25 protein-coding genes are annotated in these 26,538 nt (G+C 68.5%); 13 read left to right on the top strand and 12 right to left on the bottom strand.

Going from position 1 to position 26,538, the window contains the following annotated elements; translation table 11 throughout:
* Positions 1 to 55: 55 nt before the first annotated feature.
* Positions 56 to 277: a DUF3618 domain-containing protein gene (locus ACZ3HL_RS31400; RefSeq protein WP_005165704.1), complete on the top strand. Its 222-nt coding sequence runs from the start codon at positions 56 to 58 to the stop codon at positions 275 to 277.
* Positions 278 to 280: 3 nt separating this feature from the next.
* Here the strand turns inward: ACZ3HL_RS31400 and ACZ3HL_RS31395 are convergent, their stop codons facing one another.
* Together ACZ3HL_RS31395 and ACZ3HL_RS31390 are read right to left on the bottom strand one after the other, a co-directional pair.
* Positions 281 to 691 carry a hypothetical protein gene (locus ACZ3HL_RS31395; protein WP_465418295.1) on the bottom strand — a complete coding sequence of 137 codons (411 nt, stop codon included), beginning with the start codon at positions 689 to 691 and terminating at the stop codon, positions 281 to 283.
* 233 nt (positions 692 to 924) lie between these two features.
* Positions 925 to 1,482 carry a TetR/AcrR family transcriptional regulator gene (locus ACZ3HL_RS31390; RefSeq protein ID WP_199745385.1) on the bottom strand — a complete coding sequence of 186 codons (558 nt, stop codon included), beginning with the start codon at positions 1,480 to 1,482 and terminating at the stop codon, positions 925 to 927.
* A 121-nt stretch (positions 1,483 to 1,603) separates the two neighbouring features.
* Between ACZ3HL_RS31390 and ACZ3HL_RS31385 the strand changes: the two genes are divergently transcribed.
* Complete coding sequence (locus tag ACZ3HL_RS31385) at positions 1,604 to 3,064, top strand: flavin-containing monooxygenase (RefSeq protein WP_465535080.1); 1,461 nt, start codon at positions 1,604 to 1,606, stop codon at positions 3,062 to 3,064.
* Between the two features lie 124 nt (positions 3,065 to 3,188).
* Here the strand turns inward: ACZ3HL_RS31385 and ACZ3HL_RS31380 are convergent, their stop codons facing one another.
* The 4 genes from ACZ3HL_RS31380 to ACZ3HL_RS31365 all read right to left on the bottom strand — a co-directional run bounded on the left by ACZ3HL_RS31380 (position 3,189) and on the right by ACZ3HL_RS31365 (position 9,331).
* Positions 3,189 to 3,659 (bottom strand): helix-turn-helix domain-containing protein, encoded by a 471-nt coding sequence (locus tag ACZ3HL_RS31380; protein WP_465418301.1) that lies wholly within the window; start codon positions 3,657 to 3,659, stop codon positions 3,189 to 3,191.
* 409 nt (positions 3,660 to 4,068) lie between these two features.
* Positions 4,069 to 5,685: an LCP family protein gene (locus tag ACZ3HL_RS31375; RefSeq protein WP_465535079.1), complete on the bottom strand. Its 1,617-nt coding sequence runs from the start codon at positions 5,683 to 5,685 to the stop codon at positions 4,069 to 4,071.
* A gap of 162 nt (positions 5,686 to 5,847) precedes the next feature.
* Positions 5,848 to 8,010, bottom strand: coding sequence for a phospholipase A2 (locus ACZ3HL_RS31370; RefSeq protein WP_465535078.1), 2,163 nt, complete (start codon positions 8,008 to 8,010; stop codon positions 5,848 to 5,850).
* A gap of 88 nt (positions 8,011 to 8,098) precedes the next feature.
* Entirely contained in the window at positions 8,099 to 9,331 is a 1,233-nt protein-coding gene (locus ACZ3HL_RS31365; RefSeq protein ID WP_465535077.1) for a GGDEF domain-containing protein, read from the bottom strand.
* 66 nt (positions 9,332 to 9,397) lie between these two features.
* On the opposite strand from ACZ3HL_RS31365, the gene ACZ3HL_RS31360 reads away from it, so the two are divergent.
* A complete protein-coding gene (locus ACZ3HL_RS31360; RefSeq protein WP_465535076.1) occupies positions 9,398 to 9,589 on the top strand; it encodes a hypothetical protein in 192 nt (63 codons plus the stop codon).
* Between the two features lie 389 nt (positions 9,590 to 9,978).
* Here the strand turns inward: ACZ3HL_RS31360 and ACZ3HL_RS31355 are convergent, their stop codons facing one another.
* The gene (locus ACZ3HL_RS31355; protein WP_465418311.1) at positions 9,979 to 11,193 is read right to left on the bottom strand and encodes an MFS transporter; all 1,215 of its coding nucleotides are present in this window, start codon (positions 11,191 to 11,193) and stop codon (positions 9,979 to 9,981) included.
* A 371-nt stretch (positions 11,194 to 11,564) separates the two neighbouring features.
* On the opposite strand from ACZ3HL_RS31355, the gene ACZ3HL_RS31350 reads away from it, so the two are divergent.
* The gene (locus ACZ3HL_RS31350) at positions 11,565 to 12,458 is read left to right on the top strand and encodes an SDR family NAD(P)-dependent oxidoreductase (RefSeq protein WP_465418313.1); all 894 of its coding nucleotides are present in this window, start codon (positions 11,565 to 11,567) and stop codon (positions 12,456 to 12,458) included.
* An 83-nt stretch (positions 12,459 to 12,541) separates the two neighbouring features.
* Here the strand turns inward: ACZ3HL_RS31350 and ACZ3HL_RS31345 are convergent, their stop codons facing one another.
* Together ACZ3HL_RS31345 and ACZ3HL_RS31340 are read right to left on the bottom strand one after the other, a co-directional pair.
* A complete protein-coding gene (locus tag ACZ3HL_RS31345; RefSeq protein WP_465535075.1) occupies positions 12,542 to 13,198 on the bottom strand; it encodes a maleylpyruvate isomerase N-terminal domain-containing protein in 657 nt (218 codons plus the stop codon).
* Between the two features lie 355 nt (positions 13,199 to 13,553).
* Positions 13,554 to 15,416 carry an AMP-dependent synthetase/ligase gene (locus ACZ3HL_RS31340; protein WP_465535074.1) on the bottom strand — a complete coding sequence of 621 codons (1,863 nt, stop codon included), beginning with the start codon at positions 15,414 to 15,416 and terminating at the stop codon, positions 13,554 to 13,556.
* Positions 15,417 to 15,565: 149 nt separating this feature from the next.
* Here ACZ3HL_RS31340 and ACZ3HL_RS31335 point away from each other — a divergent pair, with 149 nt between their 5' ends.
* From ACZ3HL_RS31335 to ACZ3HL_RS31305, 7 genes are all read left to right on the top strand, one after another.
* Positions 15,566 to 16,213: a transcriptional regulator gene (locus ACZ3HL_RS31335; RefSeq protein ID WP_465535073.1), complete on the top strand. Its 648-nt coding sequence runs from the start codon at positions 15,566 to 15,568 to the stop codon at positions 16,211 to 16,213.
* On the top strand, positions 16,197 to 17,384 hold the full coding sequence (locus ACZ3HL_RS31330; RefSeq protein WP_465535072.1) for a kynureninase: 1,188 nt from the start codon (positions 16,197 to 16,199) through the stop codon (positions 17,382 to 17,384). The genes ACZ3HL_RS31335 and ACZ3HL_RS31330 overlap by 17 nt, the downstream gene beginning before the upstream one ends.
* A 252-nt stretch (positions 17,385 to 17,636) precedes the next feature.
* On the top strand, positions 17,637 to 17,987 hold the full coding sequence (locus ACZ3HL_RS31325) for a hypothetical protein (RefSeq protein WP_465535071.1): 351 nt from the start codon (positions 17,637 to 17,639) through the stop codon (positions 17,985 to 17,987).
* Between the two features lie 372 nt (positions 17,988 to 18,359).
* Positions 18,360 to 20,864, top strand: coding sequence for a sensor histidine kinase (locus ACZ3HL_RS31320; protein ID WP_465418325.1), 2,505 nt, complete (start codon positions 18,360 to 18,362; stop codon positions 20,862 to 20,864).
* On the top strand, positions 20,865 to 21,275 hold the full coding sequence (locus ACZ3HL_RS31315) for a roadblock/LC7 domain-containing protein (protein WP_016336740.1): 411 nt from the start codon (positions 20,865 to 20,867) through the stop codon (positions 21,273 to 21,275). It abuts the gene before it with no gap.
* Positions 21,272 to 21,643: a DUF742 domain-containing protein gene (locus tag ACZ3HL_RS31310; protein ID WP_378370172.1), complete on the top strand. Its 372-nt coding sequence runs from the start codon at positions 21,272 to 21,274 to the stop codon at positions 21,641 to 21,643. Before ACZ3HL_RS31315 ends, ACZ3HL_RS31310 begins: the two co-directional genes overlap by 4 nt.
* Positions 21,624 to 22,229: a GTP-binding protein gene (locus tag ACZ3HL_RS31305; protein WP_465535070.1), complete on the top strand. Its 606-nt coding sequence runs from the start codon at positions 21,624 to 21,626 to the stop codon at positions 22,227 to 22,229. The genes ACZ3HL_RS31310 and ACZ3HL_RS31305 overlap by 20 nt, the downstream gene beginning before the upstream one ends.
* A 64-nt stretch (positions 22,230 to 22,293) precedes the next feature.
* Here the strand turns inward: ACZ3HL_RS31305 and ACZ3HL_RS31300 are convergent, their stop codons facing one another.
* Complete coding sequence (locus ACZ3HL_RS31300; protein ID WP_465418328.1) at positions 22,294 to 22,719, bottom strand: DoxX family protein; 426 nt, start codon at positions 22,717 to 22,719, stop codon at positions 22,294 to 22,296.
* Between the two features lie 185 nt (positions 22,720 to 22,904).
* Entirely contained in the window at positions 22,905 to 23,354 is a 450-nt protein-coding gene (locus ACZ3HL_RS31295) for a DoxX family protein (RefSeq protein WP_465418330.1), read from the bottom strand.
* 141 nt (positions 23,355 to 23,495) lie between these two features.
* Here ACZ3HL_RS31295 and ACZ3HL_RS31290 point away from each other — a divergent pair, with 141 nt between their 5' ends.
* On the top strand, positions 23,496 to 23,963 hold the full coding sequence (locus tag ACZ3HL_RS31290; RefSeq protein ID WP_465418332.1) for an NUDIX hydrolase: 468 nt from the start codon (positions 23,496 to 23,498) through the stop codon (positions 23,961 to 23,963).
* A 147-nt stretch (positions 23,964 to 24,110) separates the two neighbouring features.
* Here ACZ3HL_RS31290 and ACZ3HL_RS31285 read toward each other — a convergent pair whose 3' ends face one another.
* Positions 24,111 to 24,755, bottom strand: a complete 645-nt coding sequence (locus ACZ3HL_RS31285; protein WP_465418334.1) for an HAD family hydrolase — start codon at positions 24,753 to 24,755, stop codon at positions 24,111 to 24,113.
* Between the two features lie 133 nt (positions 24,756 to 24,888).
* Between ACZ3HL_RS31285 and ACZ3HL_RS31280 the strand changes: the two genes are divergently transcribed.
* Positions 24,889 to 26,475, top strand: coding sequence for a discoidin domain-containing protein (locus tag ACZ3HL_RS31280; protein ID WP_465418336.1), 1,587 nt, complete (start codon positions 24,889 to 24,891; stop codon positions 26,473 to 26,475).
* Positions 26,476 to 26,538 lie beyond the last annotated feature (63 nt).

Raw genomic sequence — 26,538 nt, 5'->3', positions numbered from 1 at the left:
GGGTGGCGTCCTCTAACGTGGGCTTCCAGCAAGTCCGTCGCGGCGAGGAGGACACGTGGCTCGCGATCCCGAGACCATCGAGCGTGAGATCGAGCAGGCCAGGAACGCGCTGGTCGCCACGCTCGACCAGCTGGGCACGAAGGCGAACCCCGCGAAGCTGGTGGATTCCGCGAAGACCGGTCTGCGCGCGAAGCTGGACGAGCCCAAGGTGAAGTACCCGCTCATCGGCGGGGCGGTGCTGATCGGCGTGCTGCTGATCCGCAAACTCCTGAAGTAGGCCTCAGGAGGTCTGGGCCGCCTTGGCGGGTGTCTTGGCAGGCTCGGACTTCTCCTTGGACTTCGCCTCGTCGACGACCTTCGGGAGCTCCTTGCCCTGGGGCACCGGGGGCTTGCCGCCGGCCTTCTCCTTGGCTTTGCCGTTCGCCGGCGGAGGAACCTCGAGCGGTTCGATCTCCGGAAGCGTGAGCCTCGCCGTCATGTAGGCGGCGGTGAACTCGAGGGCGCTGCCGTTGAGCAGGTGCACCACCGTCGAGTGTTCCGGCGGGGACAGCTTCTCGACCAGCTGGTCGGCCCGGTCCCGTGCCGCGATGATGCCCGGCGCGCGACCGGTCAGTTCCTTGCCGGAGCCGCTGACCGTTATCTTCCAGTCGTCGTCCTCCTGGACGTACGACGCGGTGATCGGTTCGGTCATCCGCCTCACCCCTCTCCTCGCGAGCATGCGTCACTCAATGGACTCGGTCACGCCCCCGTCATGACGCCACTTTCGGGTGGTGGCGCCCCCTCCTGAGGGAGGTCGCGACTGTCCATCAGACTTTCTACAGTGTCATCGATACAGTAGGACAACTCTGTGTCACAAGACACTGGCGGCAATGTGCTCTGAGTGACGACCGAATGGCCTAATGCACGAGCATCTTCACAGTCGTTTCAGCGGGCCCTCGCGGACAGGCCTGACCAGAGGACGTCCATGGCGTATCCGGTGGCCGTTTCGGGGCTGACGTCCTCGTGTCGTTCGCACCAGATCGCGAGCCGTTCGCACGCGCCGACGACGAACTCCGCGGACGCCTCGGCGCGGAGGTCGTCCCCCGCGTCGAGGTGATCACCCATCAGCGCGGCGATCAGGTCGGTCTGCTGGCGCCGGGTCTGCTCGATCTCGTCGGCGGCGCCGGTCCCGATCAGCGCCATCTCGTGGCGGAGCAACGACCAGGCTTGCCGTCGTTCCCGGATGAAGACGAAGAAGGCGAGCAGCCCCCGCCGCAGCGCGTCCTCGGCGGACGTCGCGCCGACGGTCGCCCGTTCGGTGACCTCGCGCAGGGCCGCCCGGGACTGCTGGATGCAGGCCAGCAGCAGTCCCTCTTTCGAGTTGAAGTACTCGTAGAGCATCGGTTTGGAGACGCCGACGCGTTCCGCGATGTCGTCCATCGACGCCGCGCTGTAGCCGCGTTCGGCGAAGACCTCTTCCGCGATTTCGATCATCTGCCGCATTCGCTCTGCTCGTGGCATGCGTTTGCGCTTCGCCGTCGTCACCACAACACTCTACCGAAGGTAACCTACTTCGAGTAAGGTGAACTCCCGGTAACAGGTAAACCGAACGAGAGGTCGGGTCATGGGCAACCGCACCGAGACCGGTGTCGTCATCGTCGGAACCGGCTTCTCCGGGCTGGGCATGGCCATTCAGCTGCGCAAAGAGGGTCGCGAGGACTTCGTCATCCTGGAGAAGGCCGACGACGTGGGCGGCACGTGGCGGGACAACACCTACCCCGGCTGCGCCTGCGACATCCCCTCGCATATGTACTCGTTCTCGTTCGAGCAGAACCCCGGCTGGTCCCGCGCGTACTCGCCGCAGCCGGAGATCTGGCGGTACATGCGCGACGTCGCCGCGAAGTACGACCTGCACCGCTTCATCCGCTTCGGCCAGGAGATGACCGGCGCCCGCTGGGACGCGGACGAGAACCGCTGGCACGTCGCCTCGAAGTCGGGCGACGAGTTCGTCGCGCCCGCGCTGGTCGCCGGGGTCGGCGCGCTGCACCTGCCGCAGATCCCGAAGCTGCCCGGCATCGAGCGCTTCAAGGGCCGCGCCTTCCACTCCGCGCGATGGGAACACGACTACGACCTCGCCGGCAAACGCGTCGCCGTGGTCGGCACCGGCGCGAGCGCGATCCAATTCGTGCCTCGGATCGCGAAGGACGTCGCCGAACTGACGCTCTTCCAGCGGACTCCGCCGTGGATCATGCCGAAGCCGGACCGTGAGATGCCGGAAGCGCTCCGGAAGACGTTCAGTTCGGTGCCGCTGCTGCAACGCGCCTTCCGCAACGTCCTCTACTGGGGCCTCGAAGCCCGCGCGATCGGCTTCAACGGGCAGCCGTGGGTGATGAAGATCGGCCAGCGCATCGCGAAGCGCAACATCCACAAGAGCGTCAAGGACCCGGAGCTGCGCCGGAAGCTGACGCCGGACTACACCATGGGCTGCAAGCGGGTCCTGGTCTCCAACGACTACTACCCGGCGCTCGCGCGGGACAACGTCGACGTCGTCACCGACGGCGTGCGGGAGGTCCGCGAGCACAGTGTCGTCGACGGTGCCGGCGTCGAGCACGAGGTCGACGCGATCATCTACGGCACCGGGTTCCACGTCACCGACGCCTTCGACGATCTGGAGATCATCGGCCGCGACGGGCGCAACCTCGGCAAGGAGTGGGCGACCGAGGGGATGCGGACATATCAGGGCATCACCGTGTCGGGGTTCCCGAACCTGTTCTTCCTGCTCGGTCCGAACACCGGGCTGGGGCACAACTCCGTGGTGTTCATGATCGAAGCGCAGATCTCCTACGTCGCGCAGGCGCTGCGGCTCGCGCGCGGCAAGGCGCTCGACCCGCGGCCGGAAGCGCAGGAGCGCTTCAACGGCGAGATCCAGCGCAAGCTCGCCAAGGGCATCTGGACCCAGGGTGGCTGCAAGAGCTGGTATCTCGACGCGAAGGGCGTCAACCGCACGATCTGGCCGGGCTTCACCTGGCGGTACTGGCTCGACACCCGCAAGGTGCGCCGCGAGGACTACGAACTGCTCGGCTGAGCCCGCGCGTGAAGGCCCCCTTCCCTCGGCTCAGCCGAGGGAAGGGGGCCTTCACGCGAAAAGGGGGAGGTCCGTGAAAGCCAAGATGGGGGGCATGGCCTTCACGGACCGGGGAACGCCGCGCTCATGAGGGGTTGAGCCGGCGAAGCCTTCCGATGAGATCGACGGTGGGGATGCCGCAGAGTTCGGCCATCCGTTCCAGCGCCGCGAGATCGAGATGGACTTCGGCGGAGCCGTTGTCACTCGACCGCTTGAGCCGGTCGTCCGCCCACCGCCGCAGCGGGAGCAGTTCCTGCTGCTCGTCCTTGATCACCTGGCGCAGGTCGACCCGGACCCGGCCCGGTTCGTCCACGAACACCCGGCGGTGCACCTTGGCCAGCAGATCCTGTGGCAGCTCGTCCATCGCGACGCACAGTTCGACGAGCCGCACCACCGAACAGTGCCGGGTGCCCAGCTCGTAGGTGGCCAGCGTCTGGAGCGAGATCTCGCTCTGCAGATGCTGGTTCAGTTCCTTGCGTGTCCAGCCACGTTTACGGCGGAGCTTGCGGAGCTCGTCTCCGAGTATCCGCTGATAGCTCTCAGCGTCGATCAGCACTCCCCATCCCCTGCCTTGCCAACCTTCTCCACCGCCCACCCGGTGTGACAAAACCCGGGACGAGCGCGCTCACGTGTATGAAAGTCGGCAGGGCCCTCGCTCTTACGCGGTTTCGGGGGTGCTTTTCCTATCGATTTTGGCTGGCTGGGCCGAATGGGTGAAGGAACGGCTTGTGGAGGGGCCGTTTCGGTGGCCTTCAGGGCCCGTACGCCGGCGGGTGGCCGTGTCGCGAAAGCCACTTTCGAGACACCTGACGTCCTGAAAGTGGCTTTCGCGACACGTGCCGGAGGTGGCACCGCACCTGAGCGCCAGCGCAAACCGATGCGAAAGCCACTTTCGCATCACTGAAGGTTGCGAAAGTGGCTTTCGCAACACCTGAGCCCGCCTGCCCGGAGGTGCTGCGAGAGCGTCAGTTGACGCAGGGCACGCCTTCGGCGGTGATCGGCTTCTCGTCGGACTGCTCGGGCGGCGGCGCGGCGGCCGACGAGCCGACGGCGTTCTGCGAGGAGCCGGAGCCCTCGGCCCCGCTCGGCGCCTTGAAGTCCGAGCCGAGGAAGACCATCACGTGCCCGGCCTCGACGCTCTTGTCCTCCTGGACGGTCGGGTCGCCGCCGAGCGCCTCGGCGACCGCCTGACCCTTCGCCTTCTCGCCCTTGGCGACCCAGACGACCGTCTTCTTGCGCGCGCTCGCGGTGGCCGTGTCGCCCGCGGTGAAGCCCTTGTCGACGAGCTGCTTCAGCACCGACGAGGCCAGGCCGTCGCGGGTCGTCGAGTTGCGGACGTCGACCGTGGTCGCCTTGTTGGGCGATTCGGCGGGCGGCGCCTGCTGCTGTTCGCCCGGCTGCGGTCCCGCGAGCCCCTGGACGAAGTTCTTCACCTGTTTCGGGTCGACCTGGATGGCGACGCCGTCGTTCGGGGTCTTGTACTCGATGTTGACGATCGGGATCGTCCGGAACTCGAGCTGACCGCCGGTCAGGCTCTTCATCTGCTGCGCGAAGCCGAAGACGTCCCAGTTCTGGTTGAGCACGACCGACTTCTTGATGGCCGTGATCAGGTCGTTGAGCTTGCCGGGGTTCGCGAGCGTGCCCGCCGAGAGCACCTTCCGCGCCATCCCGGCCATGAACACCTGCTGCCGGACGACGCGGTCGAGGTCGCCGCGCGGCAGCCCGTGCCGCTGCCGGACGAAGCCGAGCGCTTCGACACCCGAGATGGTGTGCGGGCCCTTGGTGAACTTCGCTCCGGAGAACTGGTCGTCGACGTCGTGGTTGAGGCAGACGTCGACGCCGCCGATGGCCTGCGTGATCTCGCTGAAGCCCAGCAGGTTGATGGCGGCGTAGTTGTCGATGGTCGAGCCGGTCAGCTGCTCGACCGTCTTGATCAGGGTCTTCGCCCCGGCCTCGTTGGCCTTCTGGTCGAGTTCCTTCGGGTCGGAGACGCCTTTCTCCTGCTGCTTCTTGCGCTCGTCGAGCATCGCGCGGGCGTAGGCCGAGTTGATCTTGTGCTTCCCGTAGCCGCCGGGGATGTCGACGTAGGAGTCACGCGGCAGCGAGATCGCGACGGCCTTGGAACCGTCGTTCGGGATGTGCACGAAGATCAGCGAGTCGGTGTTCAGCTCGCCGTCCGCCTGTCCGGCGCGCAACTGGGCCAGGACCTCCTTGGACAGCGGGTTGCCCTGCGCGTCCGTGCGGCTGTCGAGGCCGACGAGGAGGATGTCGCGGGCGCCGTCGGCGGGCTTCTCGCCTTCGTCCGCGCCGATGCCGACGTTCGCGAAGGTCAGGCCGTCCATCGCGGCCCACGCGTACCCGGTCAGGCCCATCACCAGCAGCGAGACCAGGCCGAGAGCGATCTTGGGGCCGCGGAACGACCGCCGGGGGGCACGTTTGGGGGCCGGGCGCCTGGGCGGCGGGCCCGCGGCCGGGCGGGCACTCCGGGGTGGGGCCGGGCGGGAAGGAACGCGTCCGGGCGCGTCCTGCCTAGGCCGGGCGGGACGTCGATCCCCATGCCCATTCCGAGGCGGGTACTCCACGCGGTCTGCTCCTTCTGGTCGTTACCGGTTCGACGGTCTCTTCAAGGGACGCATGGTGCCTGTTGCGGGTTGTCGCAGGATTACACATCCCCCCGAAGATGTGGCACGCACCACCGGTTTCCTCGTAATGGTACGGAGAATGCCTGGTCAGCGCTGTGTGGGTCAGGGCAGGACGCGCCGGGCCGCGCGGGCCGGGACCAGTGTGGCGGCCGCCGCGAGCATCGCGACGACGATCGTCGCGACCGGCAGCGCGACGGACGCGGCGCTCACCTGCTCGCCGTCGAGGGCGGTCATCAGCGGCGGCGCGCACGCGACCGCACAGACGAGCCAGGTCCCGGTCATCCGGCTGGTGCCGTTCCGCACGGTGTGCAGGAGGTACACCCCGAGCAGCAGGTTGACCAGGCTCTGGACCGGGCCGAACCGGATCCCGAGGAGGTCGGCGTCGGCGGACGCGCCACCGAAGCGGGTCAGGGCGAACCCGAACACGCCGAGCATCGCGTACGCCATGCCGACCGTCGCCGCCGCGCGGCAGAAGACCATGGCCCGCAGTCCCGGCTCGTCGACCGTCCGCTGCTGCGGTCCCGAATGCCGTTCGAACCACCAGAAGACGAGCACGGCGGGCACGGCCAGCAGGGCCATCGCGAGCAGGACCCTCGGGCGCGCCAGCCAGCTGAGCCCGTCCACGAACGGTCCCGGCAGGTAGACGACCGCCACGAGCAGCAGCATCGCGGACAGGAAGCCCAGGTACAGGCTCATCGGGGCCCGCAGGACGAGGCGGGCGATGGCGGCGACCGCGGGACGGGCGCCGAGCCGGGCCAGCGGCCGCGCGAGCAGGCCGAGGAACGCGAGCTGCACCAGGCCGAGCAGGAGCACGCCCCACGGCGGACCCGACAGTGCGGCCGGGGCGCCCGGCCCGCCGAGCAGCATCGGCCCTTCGCCACGGACGGCGACCGCGAGACCCAATCCGGCGGCGCCGGTGAACGCCGTCGCCACGAGGGCACCACGCGACAGGCGGACGCCGCCGGCGTGGGCGAACGCCAGTTGCTGGACGAACAGGGCGAGGAACAACGTCTCGGCGTAACGCGGGACGGCCGAACCGGACCACTGCGCGGCGGCCTCACTCGCCAAGGTCAGCGCCAGCAGCCCGGCGACGGAGGCGGTCCGCGTCCGGTGATACAGCGTCAGCAGCGCCGGCGCGAGCACGACGGTCAGCAGGAAGACACCGAGCAGCCAGAGCGGATGCAGCGCGATCCGCATGACGGTGGCGTTCGTGCCGGTCGGGATCCCCAGCACCTCCAGTGCCAGGGGAACGACCAGCGCGACGACGGCGAAGATCAATGCCGGGCGCAGCAACGGGCTCGCGCGGTCGGCGAGGTACTGCGGATAGCGGCCGCCGGTCGCGCGGATCGACCGCCAGCCCGCCTCGTTGATCCGGCCGACCGCGAAGAAGATGAGCGGGCAGAGCTGGGCGAGCCAGGTGAACGGCCACAACGACCGCTCCGGCGCCCCTGCCCAATGCGCGAGCGCGACGGCGGATTCACCGAGCAGCATGAGGACGACACCGGCGACCCCGAGCAGCGCCCACCGGCCGACCGGGGCGACCGGCCGCGGCTCGGCAGGAAGGGTGACGGCGTTCCGGCGGTTGCGGACCCAGCCGCGCAGCCGGAACACCAGCAGCGCGCCGATCACCAGGACGCCGGCGATCATCGGGCCGAGCGGGTCACCGACCGGCGGCCCCCAGCGCTGATGCCAGGAGTTGAGCACGAGACCGGCGGTATAGAGGGAGGCGACGACGTCGCAGGTGCCGGGCGAGTCCATCGGGTTGACGACGCAGGCGTTGTGCATGTCCGCCGAGAGCCGGTCGTCGAGCGAGGCCCTGGCCTCCTGGCCGAGCGGGTGCCCCTTGCGTTCGGCGTAGCGGAGGATGTCGTAGCCCAGGTCGTGCGCCTTGCAGGGGACGGCGTAGTCCCACTTGGTGTTGTCGTCGCCCCAGGGTGCCGAGCACCCACCGTCGGAGTGGACGGCGCGCACGGTGCCGTCGCGTGCCGTCATCACCCCGGGCGTGATCCCGCTGACCGCGGTGAAGTCGGCGGGTAGTTCGGCGATCGCGTGCTCGACCGGGCCCGGCCGCACCAGCGCGTCGACCGCGTTCTGCGCGGCGAGGATGTCACCCGTCGGTGGCCCCTGGTCCGGCGGCGAGGCCGGCCGCGACGCGATCAGCCCGAAGCCGAACACCAGCACGGTGACCAGCAGCAACCAGCCCGAAGTCGACCACGGCCGCCGGATCCGGGCAGGACGAGCGGCGGCTTCGGCTGTCGCTGGCATGGCGTCCAGGGTGCCATCCGCCGATCAAGGCCGACATCCGGATAACCCCCGGGGTTTCCTTGGAGTCTCCCCCGAAGGTGTGACGCGTTTAGTCCTCTGAATGCGGGTCCGCGGCGGGCGGGGGAGCGGGCCGGTGCACGTCCTGGGCGAAGCGCACCTGGTTCCGGCCGTTCTCCTTGGCCACGTAGACGGCGGCGTCGGAGGCGTGCAGGAGTTCCTCCAGGGATTCACCGTGACGAGGGAACAGGGCCGCCCCGATCGAGGTGGTGCGGCCCGAGATGGTGACCCGGCTGCCCCTTTTGTCGGTAGTCACTATATGCAGTTCCGCGATGGCGCTGCGCACTCGCTCGGCGGCGAGTTTGGCCGCCGTTTCGTCGATATCCGGCAGGAGTACGAGGAATTCCTCGCCACCGAACCGGCCGATGACGTCGGCGGGCCGGGTGACCTCGTCCAATTTCCGGGCCACATCGCGGAGGACGTCGTCACCCGCCGGATGTCCATATGTGTCGTTAATCCACTTGAAGTGGTCGAGATCAATCATCAGAAGGGCCAGGTTGTCGTCCGATCGGGCGGTCCTTCCGAGTGCCCGATCGGCCGACTCCGACCATCCGCGCATGTTCAGAACGCCGGTTTTCGGGTCCGTCCGCGCGTCGTTTTGCAGTTGGTCGATCTCGGCGAGGCGATTGAACACCACCGTCACCACGGCCATCACGATCACCATCGGTGGCATGATCAACAGCAGCACCGCGGTGACCGCGCCGAGGCCGATCGTGATGGCCTCCAGCAGGTTGTCCGCCGCATTGCCGAGCACGGTGGAGATCGACGGCCGCTTCGGCGAGCCGAGGGCGAGGATGCCGCCGATGTAGACGATCTGCACCGCTTCGAAGACCATTCCCGCGACGATCAGGATCCCGAACTCGCCGAGGGTGTCCCAGCCGGAGATCCGTCCCCATTCATGCGGCCCGAAAGCGGCGAAGGTGAGCGACGCCAGGGTCACCGAAACGCCGTGGGTGACCGACGAGAACACGAAGTTGTGCGCGGGACGGCGGGCGATGAACCAATGCTGGATACGCACGATCGCGATGATGGAAAGCGTGAGCGAAAGCGGCAGGATCACCGCGGCCGGAAATGTCCAGACCGCGGTGAGGTCGATGAGGACGGTGCGGCTTCGGTCGCGCCGCCTTTCCTCCTGTCGCTGGGTGAGCTGAATATGCGCCGTGGCGCCGACCGCGAGAATCGCGAAACGAACCCAGTCTATTCTTCCCGGATCTGTGGAATTCATCGTCGCGAGGACCATGATCGCGATTCCGATGGCCTCCATCGCGAAAAGGAACGCGATGAATCGCTTCGGCCGCTGCCACAGCGCCCACGCCCTGGGATCGTAGGGATGGCGTTCCGGCGGGGCCTGGTCACCTTCCGGACTCGTCCGCCCGCGTTCGGTCACGGGTGCACCGCTCTGGGCGGCGGGTGGCGCCGTCGCGTCGTCAAGGTCGCCGGTGCCGTCACCGTGCTGGCGGCGGTCACCGGTCTCGGCTGGCAATTGCTACCTCTTTTCCGCGCGGACGGCACGGCTGAGTAATCTCACCGGTACCGACTGATACACCGTTCGTATTCCACGGCCGGTATCATCCCATCGCATCGGTTGTCCGACACAGGCAAGGGTGCCCGCGAACACGGACCGGAGGTGCCAATCGTGTCCCGTGATTTCTGATCTTGGCGACTGAATGTTTTTCGAGACGTGACGCGGAAGGGGTGACGGATAGTGTCCAGTCGTGACTTCTGAGCCCGGACAAGGTAATAGTTCGCAGCAACGAGGTGGCCGGGAGGTGGATGACCGTGTCGAGCCGTGACTTCTGACCCGAAGCCGTTTCTTTTCACTGAGGTGCCGAAGCAGTGTCGTGTCGAGATTTCCTAGTACGAACCCGCCGGGCGGCCGTGCCGCCCCAGGGGTCGTCCAGTGTGGATTCCTCATGACAGCAGCGGTTCCGGGCTGGATCCGTTGATGTGTCCCCAGCTGAGTGCGACCAGTACGGCCAGCAACAGGCCGACCACGCCCGCGAGGGCGATGGCCGAGGTCGCCGCCCCGAGCCGATCGGCGGCGAGCCCGCCGAGTCCCGCCCCTACTCCTTGAGCCACCCGCAACCCGGTGCGGTACACCCCACCCGCACCGCCCCTGAGTTCGTTCGGGACCCACGTGATGAACGTGGCGCTCACCGTGATCAGGTACGCCCCCGCGGCACCCGCCGCCGCCAGCAGGAGCAATGCCGGGATCAGCCCGGGTTGGAGCGCGAAGGCGATCAGGGCGACCATCGGTAGTGCCGCCAGCACGCCGAGCAGCTTCCGTCGTTGTTCCGCCGAGACGAACCGGGACAGCAGGTACGCCCCGATGACGAAGCCCAGCGGATCGGCGGCCAGCAGCCAGCCGACGGCCTGTTTCCCGACGCCCATCTCCGCGGCGAGCGGCGCGGCGAGCCCCTCGGGGACGACGGCCAGGCCGACCAGCCACGAGAACCAGACCAGCACCCGCAGGTGCCGGTTGCCGAAAACCTGCCTCACCGCGCCGAACCAGCTGCCGCTGCCGTCGGACGCCGCCGCCCGCCGGGAGACCGAGAAGCGGACCACGGCCGCGCTCAGCAGGAACGTCGCGGCGTCCAGCGCCAGTGCCCAGCTCGCCCCGACCTGCGACACCAGCAGGCCGCCGCCCGCCAGGCCGAGCAGCATGGCGGTGTTGGTCGAGATACCCCTGATGTCCTGGCTCTTGAGATAGAGGTCGTCGTCGGTGAACACCTCACGGGTGAGCGCGTTCTGCGCCGCGTTGCCGGGGGCGTTCACGAGCCGTGCCAGCACCACCAGCCCGCACAACAGGGCGAGCGGGGTGCCCGGGATCGCCATGATCGCGATCAGCACGCCCTGGATCAGGGACGAGACGACGAGGACGGTGCGCCTCGGGTACCGGTCGGCCAGCTGGGAGAGGCCGAGACCACCGGCCAGCGCGGGCAGGAAGGTCAGGGAGTAGACCACCGCGGAAAGCAGCGCGGAACCTGTCCGGTCGTAGACGAGGATCGCCAGCGCGACGATGGTGAGCTGGTCCCCGATGAGGGACTGCACCTCGGCGAGCCAGAGTGCGCGGAACTCGCGGTTCGCCAGGGCGGCGGTCATCCGCGGCGCCGCGTTCGTCTTCACTGCGTGACCACCTCCCCCCGATCGGGTGAACTTACGTCCCTCGCATTCTTGCCTGCCGTGGTACGCGGTCGACGAGGGAGTCACAGTTGTCGTCCCGCCGGACAACGTTCAGTATGCCTCTGGCTACAGGGAGACGAACAGAAGACCGCCGAATCCTGCGCCTGTTGAGCTGATCGGGCTACGCCGTCTGACCGGTGGGTGACGGCGGCCTGACTCGCCCGCGGGTATCTGCGCGCCGATCGCCCCGCCCTCGCTCGGCGCAGCCGGGCCGCCGTTCGTCGCCGCCGGCGGTCCGGTTGGGCCGAATGGGCCAACACTGAGTAGAGACCGGTCTGGAGGTGGAGGCCGGCTGGGTCAAAGGGGTGAAGGCGATGAACGGTTTGCTCGACGACAAGGCCGTCGTCGTGACCGGGGCGGGACGGGGCCTCGGCGAGGCGTTCGCGGTGCACGTCGCGAGGGCGGGCGGGGCCGTCGTGGTCAACGACATCGACGCCGAACTGGCCGAACGGACGACGGAGAACATCCGCCGGTTCGGCGGCAGGGCGGTCGCCAGCGGGCACAGCGTCGCTGATCCGAAGCAGGCACAGGAGATCGTCGACCTGTGCCTCGCCGAGTTCGGCGCGATCGACGGGCTGGTCAACAACGCGGGCCTCAACTACGAGGCGCTGCCGTGGGAGGACGACGTCGAACAGGCCCGCGAGCTGGTCGAGGTGAACGTCCTCGGCGTCATGTACACCGGGCTCGCCGCGATCAAGGCGATGGTTTCGCGGGGCACGCCGGGCTCGATCGTCAACATCTCGTCCGGGGCGTCGCTCGGGCAGCGCAAGCTCGGCGTGTACGCCGCCAGCAAGGGCGCCGTCGCCTCACTGACCTACTCGTGGGCGCTCGATCTCGAGGAGAGCGGGATCCGGGTGAACGCGGTCTGCCCGCTCGCGCACACCCGGATGGTGTGGAAGTCCGAACGGTCGCTGCGGGCCTGCCCGCCGGACCGGACGCCGTCGCGGATCGCGCCGGTCGTGCTCTTCTTGCTCGGCCCAGGATCCGACGGGATCACCGGGCAGATGATCCGCTGCAACGGGCCGCAGCTGCACGTCATGGGGCAGCCGTACCTGAAGCAGCCGATTCTCGAGCGGCCGGTGTGGGACACCGAGACCGTGCAGCGCGCCTTCGACGAGGTGTTCAGCGCGCACCTGGAGAACTACGGCCTCGAAAAGCGTGTCCCGCCGAGGCTGCGCAAGTGGACGGAGTCGACCCGGACCGCGTGATCACGCGTGCTTGGACGGACAACAACGCCGTGTCGTCCGTCCAATCACGCGTGTCGTCCACGCAATCACGCGTGTCGTCCGGATCAGCCGACCACGAACGGCAGTTTCACGGCCAGGTCGCCGAGTTCGGCCTTCTCGGCGTCCGTCGGCTGACGTCGGCCGGTGCCGACCAGCAGCGCGTCCGTGTCGGAGAACGACGCCGGGAACGTTTCGCCGGTGCGCTGCTCCAGGATCTGCCGCGTCCTGGCGAGGCTGTCGGCGGCGGGGCCGTCGATGTGCGGGAGATACGCGACCAGGTCGAGGTGGTGCAGCGTCCACTCCAGGACGTACGCGGCGAGGAAGTCGCCCGCGGTCAGGACGATGTCGCGGGTGGAGACCCGCGACGCCGGGTCGGCGAGGCCGGCGGCCCGGCCCGCGGCGGAGCCGACGTCGTCGAGATGGAACTTGAGCAGCCGCGGCTCCTGGTAGGCGGCGGCGAGCCGCACGATCAGCGCGTCGAGGTCGTCCTCGCCGGTGGGCGGCTTCTCGGCGATCTCCCAGTAGGTGACCGCGTCGCGCGTGGGTTCCGTCTCGGTGGGAGTGGCGAGGGTGATCAGGACGTCCTGGGCGTCGATCACCAGGTGACACACCAGATCCCGGACCAGCCAGCCGGCGCAGCCGGACGGCTTGGCGAAGTCTTCGTCGGGGATTTCGGCGACGGCGGCGAGGAGTGCCGCCCAGGAGCGGGAGAAGAGATCCACGGCGGCAAGTTAGCAGCGGCCCCTCACCGGTCGCGACCCCTTTCGCCGCGTGCTTGAAGGGCGAACACGCGTGCTTGAAGGGCGAACTCGCGTGATTGAGGGGCGAACTCGCGTGATTGAGGGGCGAACTCGCGTGTTTGGAGGGCGAACTCGCGTGATCAGAGACGTAACTCGCGTGATTGGAGGCGTAACTCGCCGGGGCCGGAGCCGCACCGGGTCTTCCGGCGGGAAACACGCGAGTTACGCCTTCAAGCACGCGTGTGACGACTTGGCGCACGTCCAACGCGACCGGGCCGAAGCGCGTGAAGGCCCCCTTCCCTCGGCTCAGCCGAGGGAAGGGGGCCTTCACGCGCGATCAGGAGCCGGCGGCGGGAGCGGGTTCCGAAGCCGCCGCGTACAGGTCCGCGATCGTGGGCGCGTACCGGTCGTTGATGATCCGCCGCTTCAGCTTCAGGGTCGGGGTCACCTCGCCGGATTCCGGCGTCCACGCCTTGGGGATGACGTGGTACCGCTTGATCTGCTCGATCCTGGCCAGCCGGGCGTTCGCCGCCTCGACGGCCTTCTCGATCTCCGCGCGGACCTCCGCGTTGTCGGCGAGCGATTCGCCTTCCGCGAGCTGGATGCCGTTCGCGGTCGCCCAGCCCGGCGCGATCTCGTCGTCGACGACGATCAGCGCCGTGACGTACGGCCGTTTCTCGCCGATCGCGACGGCCTGACCGATCAGCGGGTGTTCCTTGAGGAGACCTTCGATCTTCGTCGGCGCGATGTTCTTGCCGCTCGAAGTGATGATCAGTTCCTTCTTGCGGTCGGTGATCGTGACGAAGCCGCGTTCGTCGATGGTCCCGATGTCGCCGGTGGCGAGCCAGCCGTCGGCGTCGACGTCCGGTTCGATCGTGCCGTCCGCCTGCAGGTAGCCGAGGAACACGATCGCGCCGCGGACGAGGAGTTCGCCGTCCTCGGCGACCTTCACCTCGATGCCTTCCAGCGGGCGGCCGACCGAACCGGCCTTGAACGCCGACGGCGTGTTCGAGGTGACTGCGCCGGTGGTCTCGGACAGCCCCCAGACCTCCTGGATCTCGACGCCGAGCCCGGCGATGAAGTACAGGATCTCCACCGGCAGCGCGGCGGCACCGCTGGAAGCGACCTCGATCTGGTCGAGGCCCAGCATCGCCCGCACCGGCGCGAGCGCGGCCGCGTCGGTCTGCGCGATCTTTTCGGCGAGCTCGGGCGGAACCTCTTTGCCGTCGCTGCGTAGTTTGTAGCCCTGCTGCAGTAGTTCGTTCGCGGCGATCAGGCCGTTCCGCTTCTCCTCCGGCAGCGAGCCGAGCAGGTTCTTGAGGCCGGCCACCATCTTTTCCCACACCCGCGGGACGCCGAAGAAGCTCTTCGGGTGCACCTGGCCGAGCGCGCCGACGACGCCGGTCGGGTCGGCGACGGTGTGCACGTGCCCGGCCCACACGATCGGCATGTAGATCGACAGTTCGCGTTCGGCGATATGCGCGAGCGGCAGGTACGCGATGTTCGTGGCGTGCATCGGGGAGTCGTGCAGCTTCTGGACGGCGACGGCCTGGTAGATCGCGTTGCGGTGCGACAGCACGACACCCTTGGGGTCGCCGGTGGTGCCGGAGGTGTAGATCATCGACAGCGGATCGTCCGGAGTGATCGCGGCCCAGGCGGTCTCGAACGCCCGCGGGTCGGCCGCGTGCGCCTCGGCGCCCGCCGCGCGCAGGTCGGCGAACGACAGGAACCGCTTGTCGTCCTTGGGGACCACGGACCCGTCGAGCAGGACGACGTGCCGCAGCGCGGGCAGGTCGTCGAGGACCTGCGACCAGCGGGCGAGTTCGTCGGCACCGGCGAGGACGACGACGCCGGCGGCGCTGTGCCGGGCGACGAACCCGATCTGCTCCGGGCTGAGCGTCGCGTACGCGGTGCAGGGGATCGCGCCGAGATGAGCGGCGGCGAGATCGGCGATCAGGTGGTCCGGACTGCTCGGCGCCATGATCAGCATCCGGTCGCGGACGCCGAGCCCCAGCCCGGCGAGCCCGCGGGACACCTCCGCGATGGCGGTGCGGAATTCGGCCCAGGTGAGGGTCGGTTTGCCCTCGATGTCGAGTGACGTGACCGCCGGCAGCTCACCGAACTCCTGGGCGTTGCGGTGAAGCAGGGCGGGGATGGTCTGGCCTTCGATCTGCTCGGCGACGGTCGGCTGGGTGGTCAACGCTGGCCTCCTCGATGCTGCCTGATCAGGCACACTGTAAGGGCTGTCGGCAGTGCTGGATAGAGAATCGCGGCCACGGTGGTGGCCCGCGAAATGTCCACCTTTTCCGTTTTCACCGCGTCAGTCCCGCACCAGGAGGAGCTACGACGATGACCGGTCCGGCACGCGAGTTGATCGACGCGGTCCAGGCGGAACTCGCGCCCCGCGACGACGAGAACAGGCTCGTCCCGGTGGTCGAGGCGGGCGAGGCGCCGCGCGAGGTCTTCGCCGCGATCGCCGCCGAGGAGTACCGGATCGTCCGCAGCGACTGGCGCAGTTTCCTCCATCTCGCGTCGCGTTCCCAGGACCAGCCGGCGCGGGAGTTCTTCGCGGCCTTGGCTGCGGGTGAAGGGCTGGCGCTCGGCAAGCTGGCGGCGCTCGCCGAGGAGTCATCCGGCTTCGAGCCGCGCGCGGGATGCCAGGCGTACCCGGCGTTCGTCGCCTGGCTCGCGCTCAACGGCGAACCGGCGGACGTCATCGTGGCGATCGTCGCGAACTTCGCCGCCTTCGGCCGGTACTGCGCCGCGATCGCCGCCGCGATGCGCGAGCGCTACGGCTTCGACGACGAGGCGTGCGCCTTCTTCGACTTCTTCGGCACGCCGTCCCCCGAGCTGGACGAGCTGGCCGTCCGAGCCGTGCAGGCCGCGCTCGACGCCGGTGTTCTGTCCGAAAAGGACGCTCGGACCCACGCTCGGCTGTTCCAGGCGTACGAACTGGACTTCTGGAACACTCTCGCCGACGATGGTCGCCGTGACTGACCTCGTAGCCGAGGCCGCGGCGCTGGACGCGGCCGATCCCTTGGCGCACAAGCGAAACGAATTCGACCTCGACGCCGGTGTCGCCTACTTCGACGGCAACTCGCTGGGCGCCCCGCCGAAGCACGTGGCCGGACGCGTCGCCGCGGTCGTCCGCGAGCAGTGGGGCGGGCGGCTCATCCGGTCCTGGTCGGAGGGCTGGTGGGAGGCTCCGGTCCGGGTCGGCGAACGGATCGCGCCGTTGGTGGGCGCCGCGCCGGGGCAGCTCGTCGTGGCCGATTCGACCAGCGTGAACCTGTTCAAGGCGCTGGTCGCCGCGACCCGCCTCCAGCCCGGCCGCGACGAGATCCTCGTCGACGCGGACACCTTCCCGACCGACGGCTACATCGCCGACGAGGTCGCCCGGCTGACCGGGCGCACGGTGCGCCGGGTCGTCGCCGAGGACATGCCCGCCCAGGTGAGCGAGCGGACGGCCGTCGCGCTGATCAACCACGTCGACTACGTCACCGGGCGCGCCCACGACATGGCCGAGCTGACCGGGGCACTGCACCGCGCCGGTGCGCTGGCGCTCTGGGACCTCTGCCACAGCGTCGGCGCGCTGCCCGTCGAACTCGACGCGGCGGGCGTGGACCTAGCCGTCGGCTGCACCTACAAATTCCTCAACGGCGGCCCCGGATCGCCCGCTTTCCTTTACGTGGCGACGAAGTGGTTGGACCGCTTCGAGCAGCCGCTGGCGGGCTGGGCGGGCGACCGTGATCCGTTCGCGATGCGTGGCGCGTACGAGGCGGACGCGGGTATCGCGCGGGGCCGCGCGGGCACGCCCGACATTCTGTCGCTGCTCGCGCTGGACGCGGCCCTCGACGTCTGGGACGGGGTGGACCGCGGAGTGCTCAGGGAGAAGGGCCTCGCGCTCGGCGAGTTCTTCTTCCGGTGCACGGACGAGCTCCTCGACGGCGCGACGATCCGGACCCCGCGCGATGCGGACCGCGGCCACCAGATCTCGGTGATCGACGACGACGCGGCCAAGACGATGGCGGCCTTGATCGACCGCGGCGTGATCGGCGACTTCCGCCCGCCCAACGTGCTGCGATTCGGGCTGGCGCCGCTCTACACCACCTACGGCGAGGTGCTTCGCGCCGTGACGACGCTGCGGGATCTCCGAAGCTTTCGATGATTTTCGAAGCCACTCATTTCGGTATACCGGGTGTGGCGAAAGGGGTGAAACTTATTCGGGAATCGATGGCAAATAGGTGATCACCTCGCCCCGGCGGGGGAGAACGCGCGCTCTTTCGCGAATCCGCTGTTAATCTCGACCTTCGCCCCGCCGCGTGTGTGACGTAGATCCTTCCCCTGTGGCGTAAGGAAAACCCGCGTCGCCCGTCTTGTCGGCGAGGCGCGGTCCGCGGCGCCGGAGAGGGAGGGAATCATGTCGTTCACGTATGTCGTCGTCGCCGTGTCCGGTGCCGCCTCCGGATTTCTGCTCAACGAATTCGGTGCCCGGTATCCGGTCGAGACCGCGCTCGTCGTGATCCTGATCTGCGGGGTGGCGACCTTGTGCTGGGCGGGCGTCCGGATCCTCCGCGACGCCTCCGGGAGGGTCGACGCGCTCCTCGACGACGAGCTCGGCCGGTTCGACGAAGATCATTTCGCCGAATCGCCGGTAATGAGCGGCGGAAATTCTCGATTTCGTGGCGCGAAGGGTGTTACGGCGGCGTTGCTCCGCGGTGATGTCGTTCGCAAACCGAACGGTATGTGGAGCGCTGGTCCGAAAGCGTGAGCGAGGTCACGGCGCGTAGTTTTCGTCGGCTTTTTCGCTCGGACTCGGGGTCCGAGAGGTGTGACTTGATCGAATCCGAAGAGTGACGATCAAGCCGCTGCCTGCGGTAAACCGCCAGGTGATCTACTGGTGAGTCACTTGGCCGGGGGCCCTGTCCCACGTGGTGGACTTTCCTGGTCCGGCTGCCTCTTGTCAGCAGGTCACGGCCATACGCGACTACCCTTCGCGTCTGGACTTGACTCACCCGTTTGGGTCTCCTAGCGTCTTCGCGGGCGGAGCGGACCACGCTGTGTTGATCCGGCTATCGGATCCCGCGGGTATGAATCCCCGGCGACCCGACACCAAAAACTGCCGGAAGGAAAACGGACCACGGTGAAGCAGATTTCCCTTCGACGAGGCCGCGGCTCTTCGATTCGTTCGCGCGTTCTGACGATCGCGCTCATTCCGAGCATCGCGCTGATGCTGGTCGGTCTGGCGATCGGCGGGTACCTGATCTTCGACGCGGTCGACGGCCGTGACTACGCGCAGCGAATCCGTGACTCGGAAGCCCCCTCTCTCCCCTTCTTCGTCCAGGTGCAGGAAGAGCGGCGCCTGACCCTGCGCGAGCTCGCCGGCGACCGGTCGCAGCACGCGACGCTCGTCGAGCAGCGCGCCAAGACCGACGCCGCCGCCCAGGGTGTCGCCGCGCATCTGCAGAAGTTCGTCGGCGACTCGCCCGACAGCGTGCAGCGCAACATCGCCACGCTGAACGGGCTCCTCCAGAAGGCGCCGCAGATCCGGCAGTCGGCCGATTCCGGCCAGCTCCCGCTGCTGGACGCCTTCACCTTCTACAACCAGATCCTCGACCAGTTCGTCGAGGGCCTCACCGGGCTGGCCCAGGACGCGCCGAACGCCGAGAACGCCTATCAGCGGATCACCGCGGTCCCGTTGTTCACCGCCATCGACCAGATGCAGCGCGCGAACGCCCTCGCCGCCGCGGCCGTCGCGGGCGGCGGCTTCACCGACGAGGCCTACCGCGCCTACGTGACCGAGGTCGGTTCCTACCGTTCGCAGCTGGAGTCTTCGGTCTCGCGGATGATCCCGGACGTCAAGGCGAAGTTCGACCAGCTCGTCGCCAGCGATCCGTGGAAGGCCGTCACCACGGTCGAGAACACCTTCCTGCAGAACAGCAAGGCCACGCTCCCCATCCCCGAGCAGACGTGGCTTCAGGCCGCGCGCGGCGTCAGCGACGCGATGATGCGCGGCTTCGTCGAGCAGAGTGGTACGGCCACGACGGAGGCGGTCGACGAGGCCGACCGGACGCTGATCACGTCGGCCATCGCCGCGGCCATCGCGCTGCTGGTGGCGATCGGCGTGTTCGTCATCGCCCTGCGGCTGTCCAACCGGCTCATCGGACGGCTGGCGCGGCTGCGCGAGGACACCCTCGACGTCGCCGAGATCCGGCTGCCCGAACTGGTGGACCGCGTGCGGGCCGGTGAACCCGTCGACCTCGACGACAAGGGTCACTTCCTCGACCACGGCGACGACGAGATCGGCCAGGTCGCCGAGGCCTTCAACAAGGCGCAGCAGACCGCCATCGCGGCCGCCGTCGAAGAGGCGAGGACCCGTGAGGGCACCAAGACGGTGTTCCTCAACATCGCGCACCGCAGCCAGGTCATCGTGCACCGCCAGCTCAAGGTGCTCGACCAGGCCGAGCGCAAGCAGGAGGACCCGGAGCAGCTGGACACGCTCTTCCAGCTGGACCACCTCTCCACCCGCGCCCGTCGCAACGCGGAGAACCTGATCATCCTCGGTGGCGGGCAGCCAGGCCGTCAGTGGCGCAAGCCGGTGACGCTGGCCGAGCTGACCCGCGGCGCCTCGGCCGAGACCGAGGATTTCGCCAGGGTGAAGACGGCGAAGATGCCCGCGATGGCGGTGCAGGGCCCGGTCGTCGGCGACCTCGTGCACCTGCTCGCCGAGCTGATCGACAACGCGACCTCATTCTCGCCGCCGCAGTCGCGCGTCGAGCTGCGGGGCAACGTGGTCGGCAAGGGTGTCGTGATCGAGGTCGAGGACCAGGGCCTCGGTATCGAGCCCGAGCAGGCCGCCGAGCTGAACGCGATGTTGGCCGATCCGCCGGACTTCGGCATCATGGCCCTGTCAGCCGAGCCACGGCTGGGCCTGTTCGTGGTCGCGCGCCTCGCGGCGCGGCACGGGATCTCCGTGCACCTGCGCGAATCCGCGTACGGCGGCACCAGGGCCATCGTGCTCGTCCGCACCGACCTGCTCGCGCCGGTCCCGTCTGATCAGCCGGAGGACGAGGTGGACCCCGAGAGCACCGAGGTGCCGGAAGCCGCGCCGCTGCTTCCGGGCCGTCGTGCCCGGCACCGCACCGAGATCCCCGCGGAGCGGCCCGAACTGCCCGTGCCGATGCCGGTCGCGCCGCAGCCGCAGCCTCAGCAGCAGGCCCCGGAGCAGCCCGGATCCGCGTTGCCGCCGTTGCCCCCGCGCCCGCCGCGAGTGCCCCGGCCGGAGACGCCGCGGCCCGAGCCGATCCGCCCCGAGCCCGTGCGTGCCGAGGGACGTCCGCAGCCGGTGCAGCCGCCGGCGTGGCCGCCCGCCGACACCCGGCCGCAGGACGGCCGCCCGCCGCAGACCCGGCGGCCCGGCCCTGAGGCGCCCGGCAGGCCACCGCTGCCGCAGCGCCGCCGCCAGGCGAACCTGGTCCCCCAGCTGATGGAGGACCGGCCCGCCGCCCAGCGCGAGGAGGTCCGCGAGGACACCCCCGAGCTGGCGAGGAACCGGCTCGCCGCGTTCCAGCAGGGCACGCGCCGCGCGCGGGACACCGAACCCACCGACGATTACACCGACCTCGACATGTACGGAGATCGTGACTAGATGGCCAACGCGGGAGTCAGTGAACTCGACTGGTTGCTGGATGACCTGGTCAAGCGTGTCGCCGGTGCCGACAGGGCGGTAGTCCTGTCCTCCGACGGCCTGCTCATCGGACGGTCCGGGAACCTGTCGGAGCAGGACGGCGAGCACCTGTCCGCGGTCGCGTCGGCGTTCCAGAGCCTCGCCCGGGGCACGGGACGGCACTTCGGCGGCGGCAACGTCCGCCAGACCATGGTCGAGATGGACCACGCCTTCCTGTTCGTCACCGCGGCGGGCCGCGGTGCGTGCCTCGCGCTGCTGGCGAAGGAGGACGCGGACATGGGCCTCGTGGCCTACGAGATGAACCTGATGGTCAAGCGGGTCGGCGCGGTACTCACTTCGGCGCCCCGCGCCGCGACTCCCACGTCGCCATGAGCGGGCGGCACGAGTCTTGGTTCGAGGAGGAGGCCGGGCCGCTGGTCCGGTCGTACGCCGTCACGGGCGGGCGCACCCGCTCGGACACGCTCGGCCTCGACCTGATCACCCTGGTGGTCGCCATGCGCTCCTCGCAGGAGGTGGCGGGCTTCGAGCCGGAGTACGGGCGGATCCTCAACCTGTGCCAGAGACCGACTTCCGTCGCGGAGGTCGCCGCGCGCATAGACCTGCCGCTGCCGGTGGTGAAGGTGCTGCTGAGCGACCTCATCGAACAGAACCTCGTGCTGTTCCGCACCGCGACCCCGGTCACCGACACCCCCAACAAACACGTACTCCAGGCGGTTCTTGATGGCATCCGGAAACTCTGAGCCCCGGCGATCCCTGACCGCGAACGCGGTCAAGGTCCTCGTCGCCGGCGGGTTCGGGGTCGGTAAGACCACGATGGTCGGTTCGGTCAGCGAGGTCCCCCCGCTGCGCACCGAGGAGGTCATCACCGCGGCGTCCGAGGGCGTCGACGACCTCACCGGTGTCGAGAAGAAGACGACCACCACGGTGGCGCTGGACTTCGGCCGGATCACCATCAACCCCGAGCTGATCCTGTACCTGTTCGGCACGCCGGGGCAGGACCGGTTCTGGTTCATGTGGGACGAGCTGGCCGAAGGCGCGCTCGGCGCCGTCGTGCTGGCCGACACCCGGCGGCTCGACAGCTGCTTCGCGGCCGTGGACTTCTTCGAGCGCCGCGGGCTGCCCTTCGTCGTCGCCGTCAACTGCTTCGACAACGCCTACCGATACGGCACCGAGGAGGTCCGGCAGGCGCTCGACGTCGGCATGGACGTCCCGCTGCTGCTGTGCGACGCGCGGGAACGCGAGTCGACGAAGCAGGTGCTGACCGTGCTGATGGAGCACGTGCTGGCGCTGTCGGACCTTGCCGCAGGCATGCCTCAAGGCCGCTGACCCCGTTGTCCGTGAAGGCCTCCTTGAGGGACCCAGAGTCCCTCAAGGAGGCCTTCACGGACTTTCAGGACTTGCGGCGCCGGCGCAGGGTGTCGAGCGCGTAGGTGCCCGGGCCGACCACCGCGAACAGCAGGAAGATCCAGGAGTACAGGGCGGCCATCTCGCCTTTGTTCTGCAGCGGCAGCAGCGCGTCGGGCTGGTGCACGACGAAGTACGCGTACGCCATCGTGCCCGAGAGCAGTACCGCGACCGGGCGGGTGAACAGGCCCGCCAGGATCAGCAGCGAGCCGGCCGTTTCGATCACCCCGGCGTACCAGCCCGGCCAGGTGCCGAACGGCACGGCGGGCTTGTCGAAGAGGCCCATCTTCTGCAAACCGTGGCAGAGGAAGAGGAACGAGACCACGACGCGGACGGCGGAGAGGGCGAGTCCCTGCCACTTGGGGGCGGTCGGGCCGACCTCGGTGGTCGAGGCGGCGGCTGTCTGGGTCATGACGCATCCTTCCGGCTCAAGGTGGTCTAAACCATTGATGCGATAGAGGATGCCGGACACCCCCACCTGCGGGGAACTTTCTTTCGGGGGGTAATTCCATGTTATGTCCGAATTTAACGACGCCGAAACGCGTTAAGGCCCCTTTCCTGGAATGAATCCAGGAAAGGGGCCTCGTGTTTTCCGATTCAGCGGCGGCGGCGCAGGGTGTCGAGGGCGTAGGTGCCCGGGCCGATCGCGGCGATCAGCAGGAAGATCCAGCAGTAGAGGGTCGACAGCTCGCCCATGTTCTGCAGCGGCAGCAGGCCTTCCGGGGCGTGCACGGTGAAGTAGGCGTACGCCATCACGCCGGAGAGGAGCACCGCGACCGGCCGGGTGAAGAGGCCGACCAGCACGAACGCGGCGCCGACGAGCTCGATCACACTGCCGTACCAGCCGGGCCAGGAGCCGAGTTCGACCGAACCGCCCGCGCCGTCGACGCCACCGAAGAATCCGAATCCCTGCAAACCGTGGCAGAGGAAGAGGAACGAGACGACGATCCGGACGGCGGACTGGATCGCGCCCTGCGCCTTGGCGGCACGCGGGGTGGCGGCGGTCGTGGTGGCGGTGGTCTGGGCGGGGGCGGTGGTCTGCGTCATGGTTCCGGTCCTTCCGGGAGTGTCTGTCGGGCGGCTTCTGACAACGCGTCGGACGGGCACGACGCGAATCGACATCCGGGCGGAAACTTTTTTCGCGGGCCGGTCACATCACCCGGTCGGAGTAAGGCCAGACTGGACGGCATGGCGGGTAAGACGAGTGCCGGGATCCTGCTCTTCCGCAGGTCGGGCGGGGTGGCCGAGGTGCTGCTCGGGCATATGGGCGGGCCGTTCTGGGCGAAGAAGGACGCGGGCGGCTGGTCGGTGCCCAAGGGCGAGTACGAGCCGGACGAGGCGCCGGAGGCCGCGGCGCGGCGAGAATTCCAGGAGGAACTGGGGTTGCCGGCGCCCGAGGGGGAGTACCTCCCGCTCGGCGTCGTGAAGCAGTCCGGCGGCAAGGTCGTGACGGTCTGGGCGGTGGAGGGCGACCTCGACCCGGCTCAGGTGGTGCCGGGCACCTTCGAGATGGAGTGGCCGCCGCGGTCGGGCCGGACACAGGAGTTCCCGGAGGTCGACCGCGTCGCCTGGTTCACGCTGGCCGAAGCGGAGGAGAAGCTGCTCAAAGGCCAGCGCCCGTTCCTCGTCCGGCTGGGCGAACTGCTCAACGGCTGAGCAATTCGCCGAGGTGGGGAAGGCGCGGTGGTGTTGCGAAAGCCACTTTCGCAACCTCCAACGTTGCGAAAGTGGCTTTCGCAACGTCGGTGGCGGCACTCCTGGGGCACCTGGAACCGCGCCGCGAAGGTCAGCCTCCGGCGCTGCTCAACGGCTGAGCAGCTCGCCGAGGGGTTTGTCGGCCAGCGAGCCGAGTACGAGATCGGCGTGGTCGAAGTTCAGTACCGCGGTGATCGCGTTCGGCACGGCGACGCATTCGAGCCCGGCGGCCTTCGCCGCGGTGACACCGTGGGGTGAGTCCTCGAACGCGATCGCCTCGGACGCGGGCAGGTCCAGCGCGGCGAGCGCGGCCAGGTAGAGGTCCGGGCTCGGCTTCGCCTGGTGGAGGTCTCCGGTGAGGACGGCCTCGAACGCGTCCGCGAGGCCCAGCCGGTTCAGATGCGTGGTGACCCAGTCGCCGGTCGAACTGGACGCGATGGCCAGCCGCAGGCCGTGTTCCTTCGCGTCTTCGAGGTACTCGTGGACGCCAGGCCGCGGCCCCACCGATTCCAGCAGCTCGGTGACCCTGGTGCGAACGCCGGTGCGGACCGCGACCCGGTCCAGGTTCTCGTCGTTCTCCTCCAGCAGTTCGAACATCGCGACGGCGGTGTTCTGCGTGCCGATCACGGTGTGCCAGACGTCGAGGGGGAGTTCGCCGCCGCGAGCGCGGAAGGTCTCCTGCCAGGCCACGAGGACGGCCGCCTCGGTGTCGACCAGCGTCCCGTCGAAATCGAAGATCAATGCGCCGGTCATGGGACGAGTCTACGTCTTGACTCACTGAGTGGCACGGATTACCGTACGCATTCGTTAGGAAACTTACCAAACGAACAATCGCCGCGCACCCGTCCCTCTCAACCCGCCGCCACGGATTCCCGGGGAGATCGATGTGAAGGCCCGAACCCGACTACTGCCACTAGGCGCGGCCGCCATCCTGTTGCCGACGCTGCTCAGCGGTAACGCCCAAGCCGCTGATGTCCTTTTGTCCCAAGGTAAAGCCGTCCTGGTCTCCTCGGTGGAGTCCTCCTCCTACGGTGGTCCGCTCGCCGTCGACGGCAAGAGCACCACCCGCTGGGCGAGCAAGGAAGGCGAGGACCCGCAGTTCATCCGCATCGACCTCGGCGGCCCCTCGGCCATCAACCGGGTCAAGCTGAACTGGGAAGTGGCTTACGCCAGCGCGTACCGGCTGGAAGTCTCCAACGACGGCTCGGCGTGGACCTCGATCAAGTCCGTCACCAACGGCAACGGGGGGACCGACGACCTCACCGGGCTGGCCGCGCGCGGCCGCTACCTGCGCCTCGTCGGCACCAAACGCGCCACCAGCTACGGCTACTCCCTTTGGGAGATGCAGGTTTACGGGACGTCGGACTCCTCCGGTGACACGCAGGCGCCCACCGCGCCGTCGAACCTCAAGGCGGGTTCGGTCACTTCGTCCACTGTGGACCTGACGTGGACCGGCTCGACGGACAACGTCGGTGTCAGCGGCTACGAAGTGCTGCGGAACGGCCAGGTCGTCGGCACTACTGAAAGCGCTTCCTACACCGACAGCGGGCTGAGCGCGTCGACCGCGTACACCTACACCGTCCGTGCGAAGGACGCCGCCGGCAACACCTCGGCGGCGAGCAACCAGATCCAGGCGACCACCCAGGCGGGTGGTTCTTCGTTCGTCCTCGCCGCCTCCGGTGACATCGCCGAACAGTGCACCGCTTCGTCGTCTTCGTGCGTCCACCCGAAGACGGCCGCGCTGGTCGGCCAGATGAACCCGGCCGCGGTCATCACCATGGGCGACAACCAGTACGACGACGCCCACATCGAGGACTTCACGAAGTACTTCGACAAGACCTGGGGCAAGTACAAGAACATCATGCACCCGGTCCCCGGCAACCACGAGACCTACGACCACACCCCGCTGGGCGCCTACAAGCAGTACTTCGGCAAGATCGCGACGCCGAACGGCAAGACCTACTACAGCTGGGAAATGGGCAACTGGCATTTCGTCGCCATCGACAGCACGGAGTTCTCGCCCGGCCTGGCCGCGAACGCGATCAGCGACGAGCAGCTGAACTGGATCAAGCAGGACCTGAAGAGCAACACCAAGCCTTGCGTCGCCGCGTACTACCACCACCCGCGCTACACCTCGGGTGACCACGGCGACAACAGCAAGATGGCCACCCTCTGGGAGACCCTCGTCCAGAACAAGGTCGACCTGGTGCTCAACGGGCACGACCACCACTACGAGCGGTTCCATCCGCAGAACGCCGACGGCGACAAGGATCCCGCGGGTCCGGTGCAGATCATCGGCGGCGGTGGCGGGGCGAGCCTGTACCCGGTCAAGACCGAGCACCCGGCCACGGCGAAGGCGATCTCGACCTACGGCGTGCTCAAGCTGAACATGTCGGACAACGCCTTCTCGACCCAGCTGATCGGGCTCGACGGCAAGACGATCGACTCCTCTCCCACCTACACCTGCCACTGATCCTCGCGATTCGGGTGCCGGGTCGCGGCCGTACACGCCGCGACCCGGCTCTGGAGGTCTCCC

It is taken from the genome of Amycolatopsis sp. NPDC000009 (assembly GCF_055563465.1).
Note: the sequence above shows the minus strand (reverse complement) of the source record. Positions and strands in the feature narration are given on the sequence as shown.

What these genes read in the sequence shown, in the direction of transcription:
- ACZ3HL_RS31395 (WP_465418295.1), bottom strand. Translation starts at nt 691, where the DNA reads ATGACCGAACCGATCACCGCGTCGTACGTCCAGGAGGACGACGACTGG.
- ACZ3HL_RS31390 (WP_199745385.1), bottom strand. Translation starts at nt 1,482, where the DNA reads ATGCGGCAGATGATCGAAATCGCGGAAGAGGTCTTCGCCGAACGCGGC.
- ACZ3HL_RS31385 (WP_465535080.1), top strand. Translation starts at nt 1,604, where the DNA reads ATGGGCAACCGCACCGAGACCGGTGTCGTCATCGTCGGAACCGGCTTC.
- ACZ3HL_RS31370 (WP_465535078.1), bottom strand. Translation starts at nt 8,010, where the DNA reads ATGCCAGCGACAGCCGAAGCCGCCGCTCGTCCTGCCCGGATCCGGCGG.
- ACZ3HL_RS31365 (WP_465535077.1), bottom strand. Translation starts at nt 9,331, where the DNA reads ATGGAGGCCATCGGAATCGCGATCATGGTCCTCGCGACGATGAATTCC.
- ACZ3HL_RS31360 (WP_465535076.1), top strand. Translation starts at nt 9,398, where the DNA reads ATGGCGTTCCGGCGGGGCCTGGTCACCTTCCGGACTCGTCCGCCCGCG.
- ACZ3HL_RS31350 (WP_465418313.1), top strand. Translation starts at nt 11,565, where the DNA reads ATGAACGGTTTGCTCGACGACAAGGCCGTCGTCGTGACCGGGGCGGGA.
- ACZ3HL_RS31335 (WP_465535073.1), top strand. Translation starts at nt 15,566, where the DNA reads ATGACCGGTCCGGCACGCGAGTTGATCGACGCGGTCCAGGCGGAACTC.
- ACZ3HL_RS31330 (WP_465535072.1), top strand. Translation starts at nt 16,197, where the DNA reads ATGGTCGCCGTGACTGACCTCGTAGCCGAGGCCGCGGCGCTGGACGCG.
- ACZ3HL_RS31325 (WP_465535071.1), top strand. Translation starts at nt 17,637, where the DNA reads ATGTCGTTCACGTATGTCGTCGTCGCCGTGTCCGGTGCCGCCTCCGGA.
- ACZ3HL_RS31315 (WP_016336740.1), top strand. Translation starts at nt 20,865, where the DNA reads ATGGCCAACGCGGGAGTCAGTGAACTCGACTGGTTGCTGGATGACCTG.
- ACZ3HL_RS31310 (WP_378370172.1), top strand. Translation starts at nt 21,272, where the DNA reads ATGAGCGGGCGGCACGAGTCTTGGTTCGAGGAGGAGGCCGGGCCGCTG.
- ACZ3HL_RS31305 (WP_465535070.1), top strand. Translation starts at nt 21,624, where the DNA reads ATGGCATCCGGAAACTCTGAGCCCCGGCGATCCCTGACCGCGAACGCG.
- ACZ3HL_RS31300 (WP_465418328.1), bottom strand. Translation starts at nt 22,719, where the DNA reads ATGACCCAGACAGCCGCCGCCTCGACCACCGAGGTCGGCCCGACCGCC.
- ACZ3HL_RS31295 (WP_465418330.1), bottom strand. Translation starts at nt 23,354, where the DNA reads ATGACGCAGACCACCGCCCCCGCCCAGACCACCGCCACCACGACCGCC.
- ACZ3HL_RS31290 (WP_465418332.1), top strand. Translation starts at nt 23,496, where the DNA reads ATGGCGGGTAAGACGAGTGCCGGGATCCTGCTCTTCCGCAGGTCGGGC.
- ACZ3HL_RS31285 (WP_465418334.1), bottom strand. Translation starts at nt 24,755, where the DNA reads ATGACCGGCGCATTGATCTTCGATTTCGACGGGACGCTGGTCGACACC.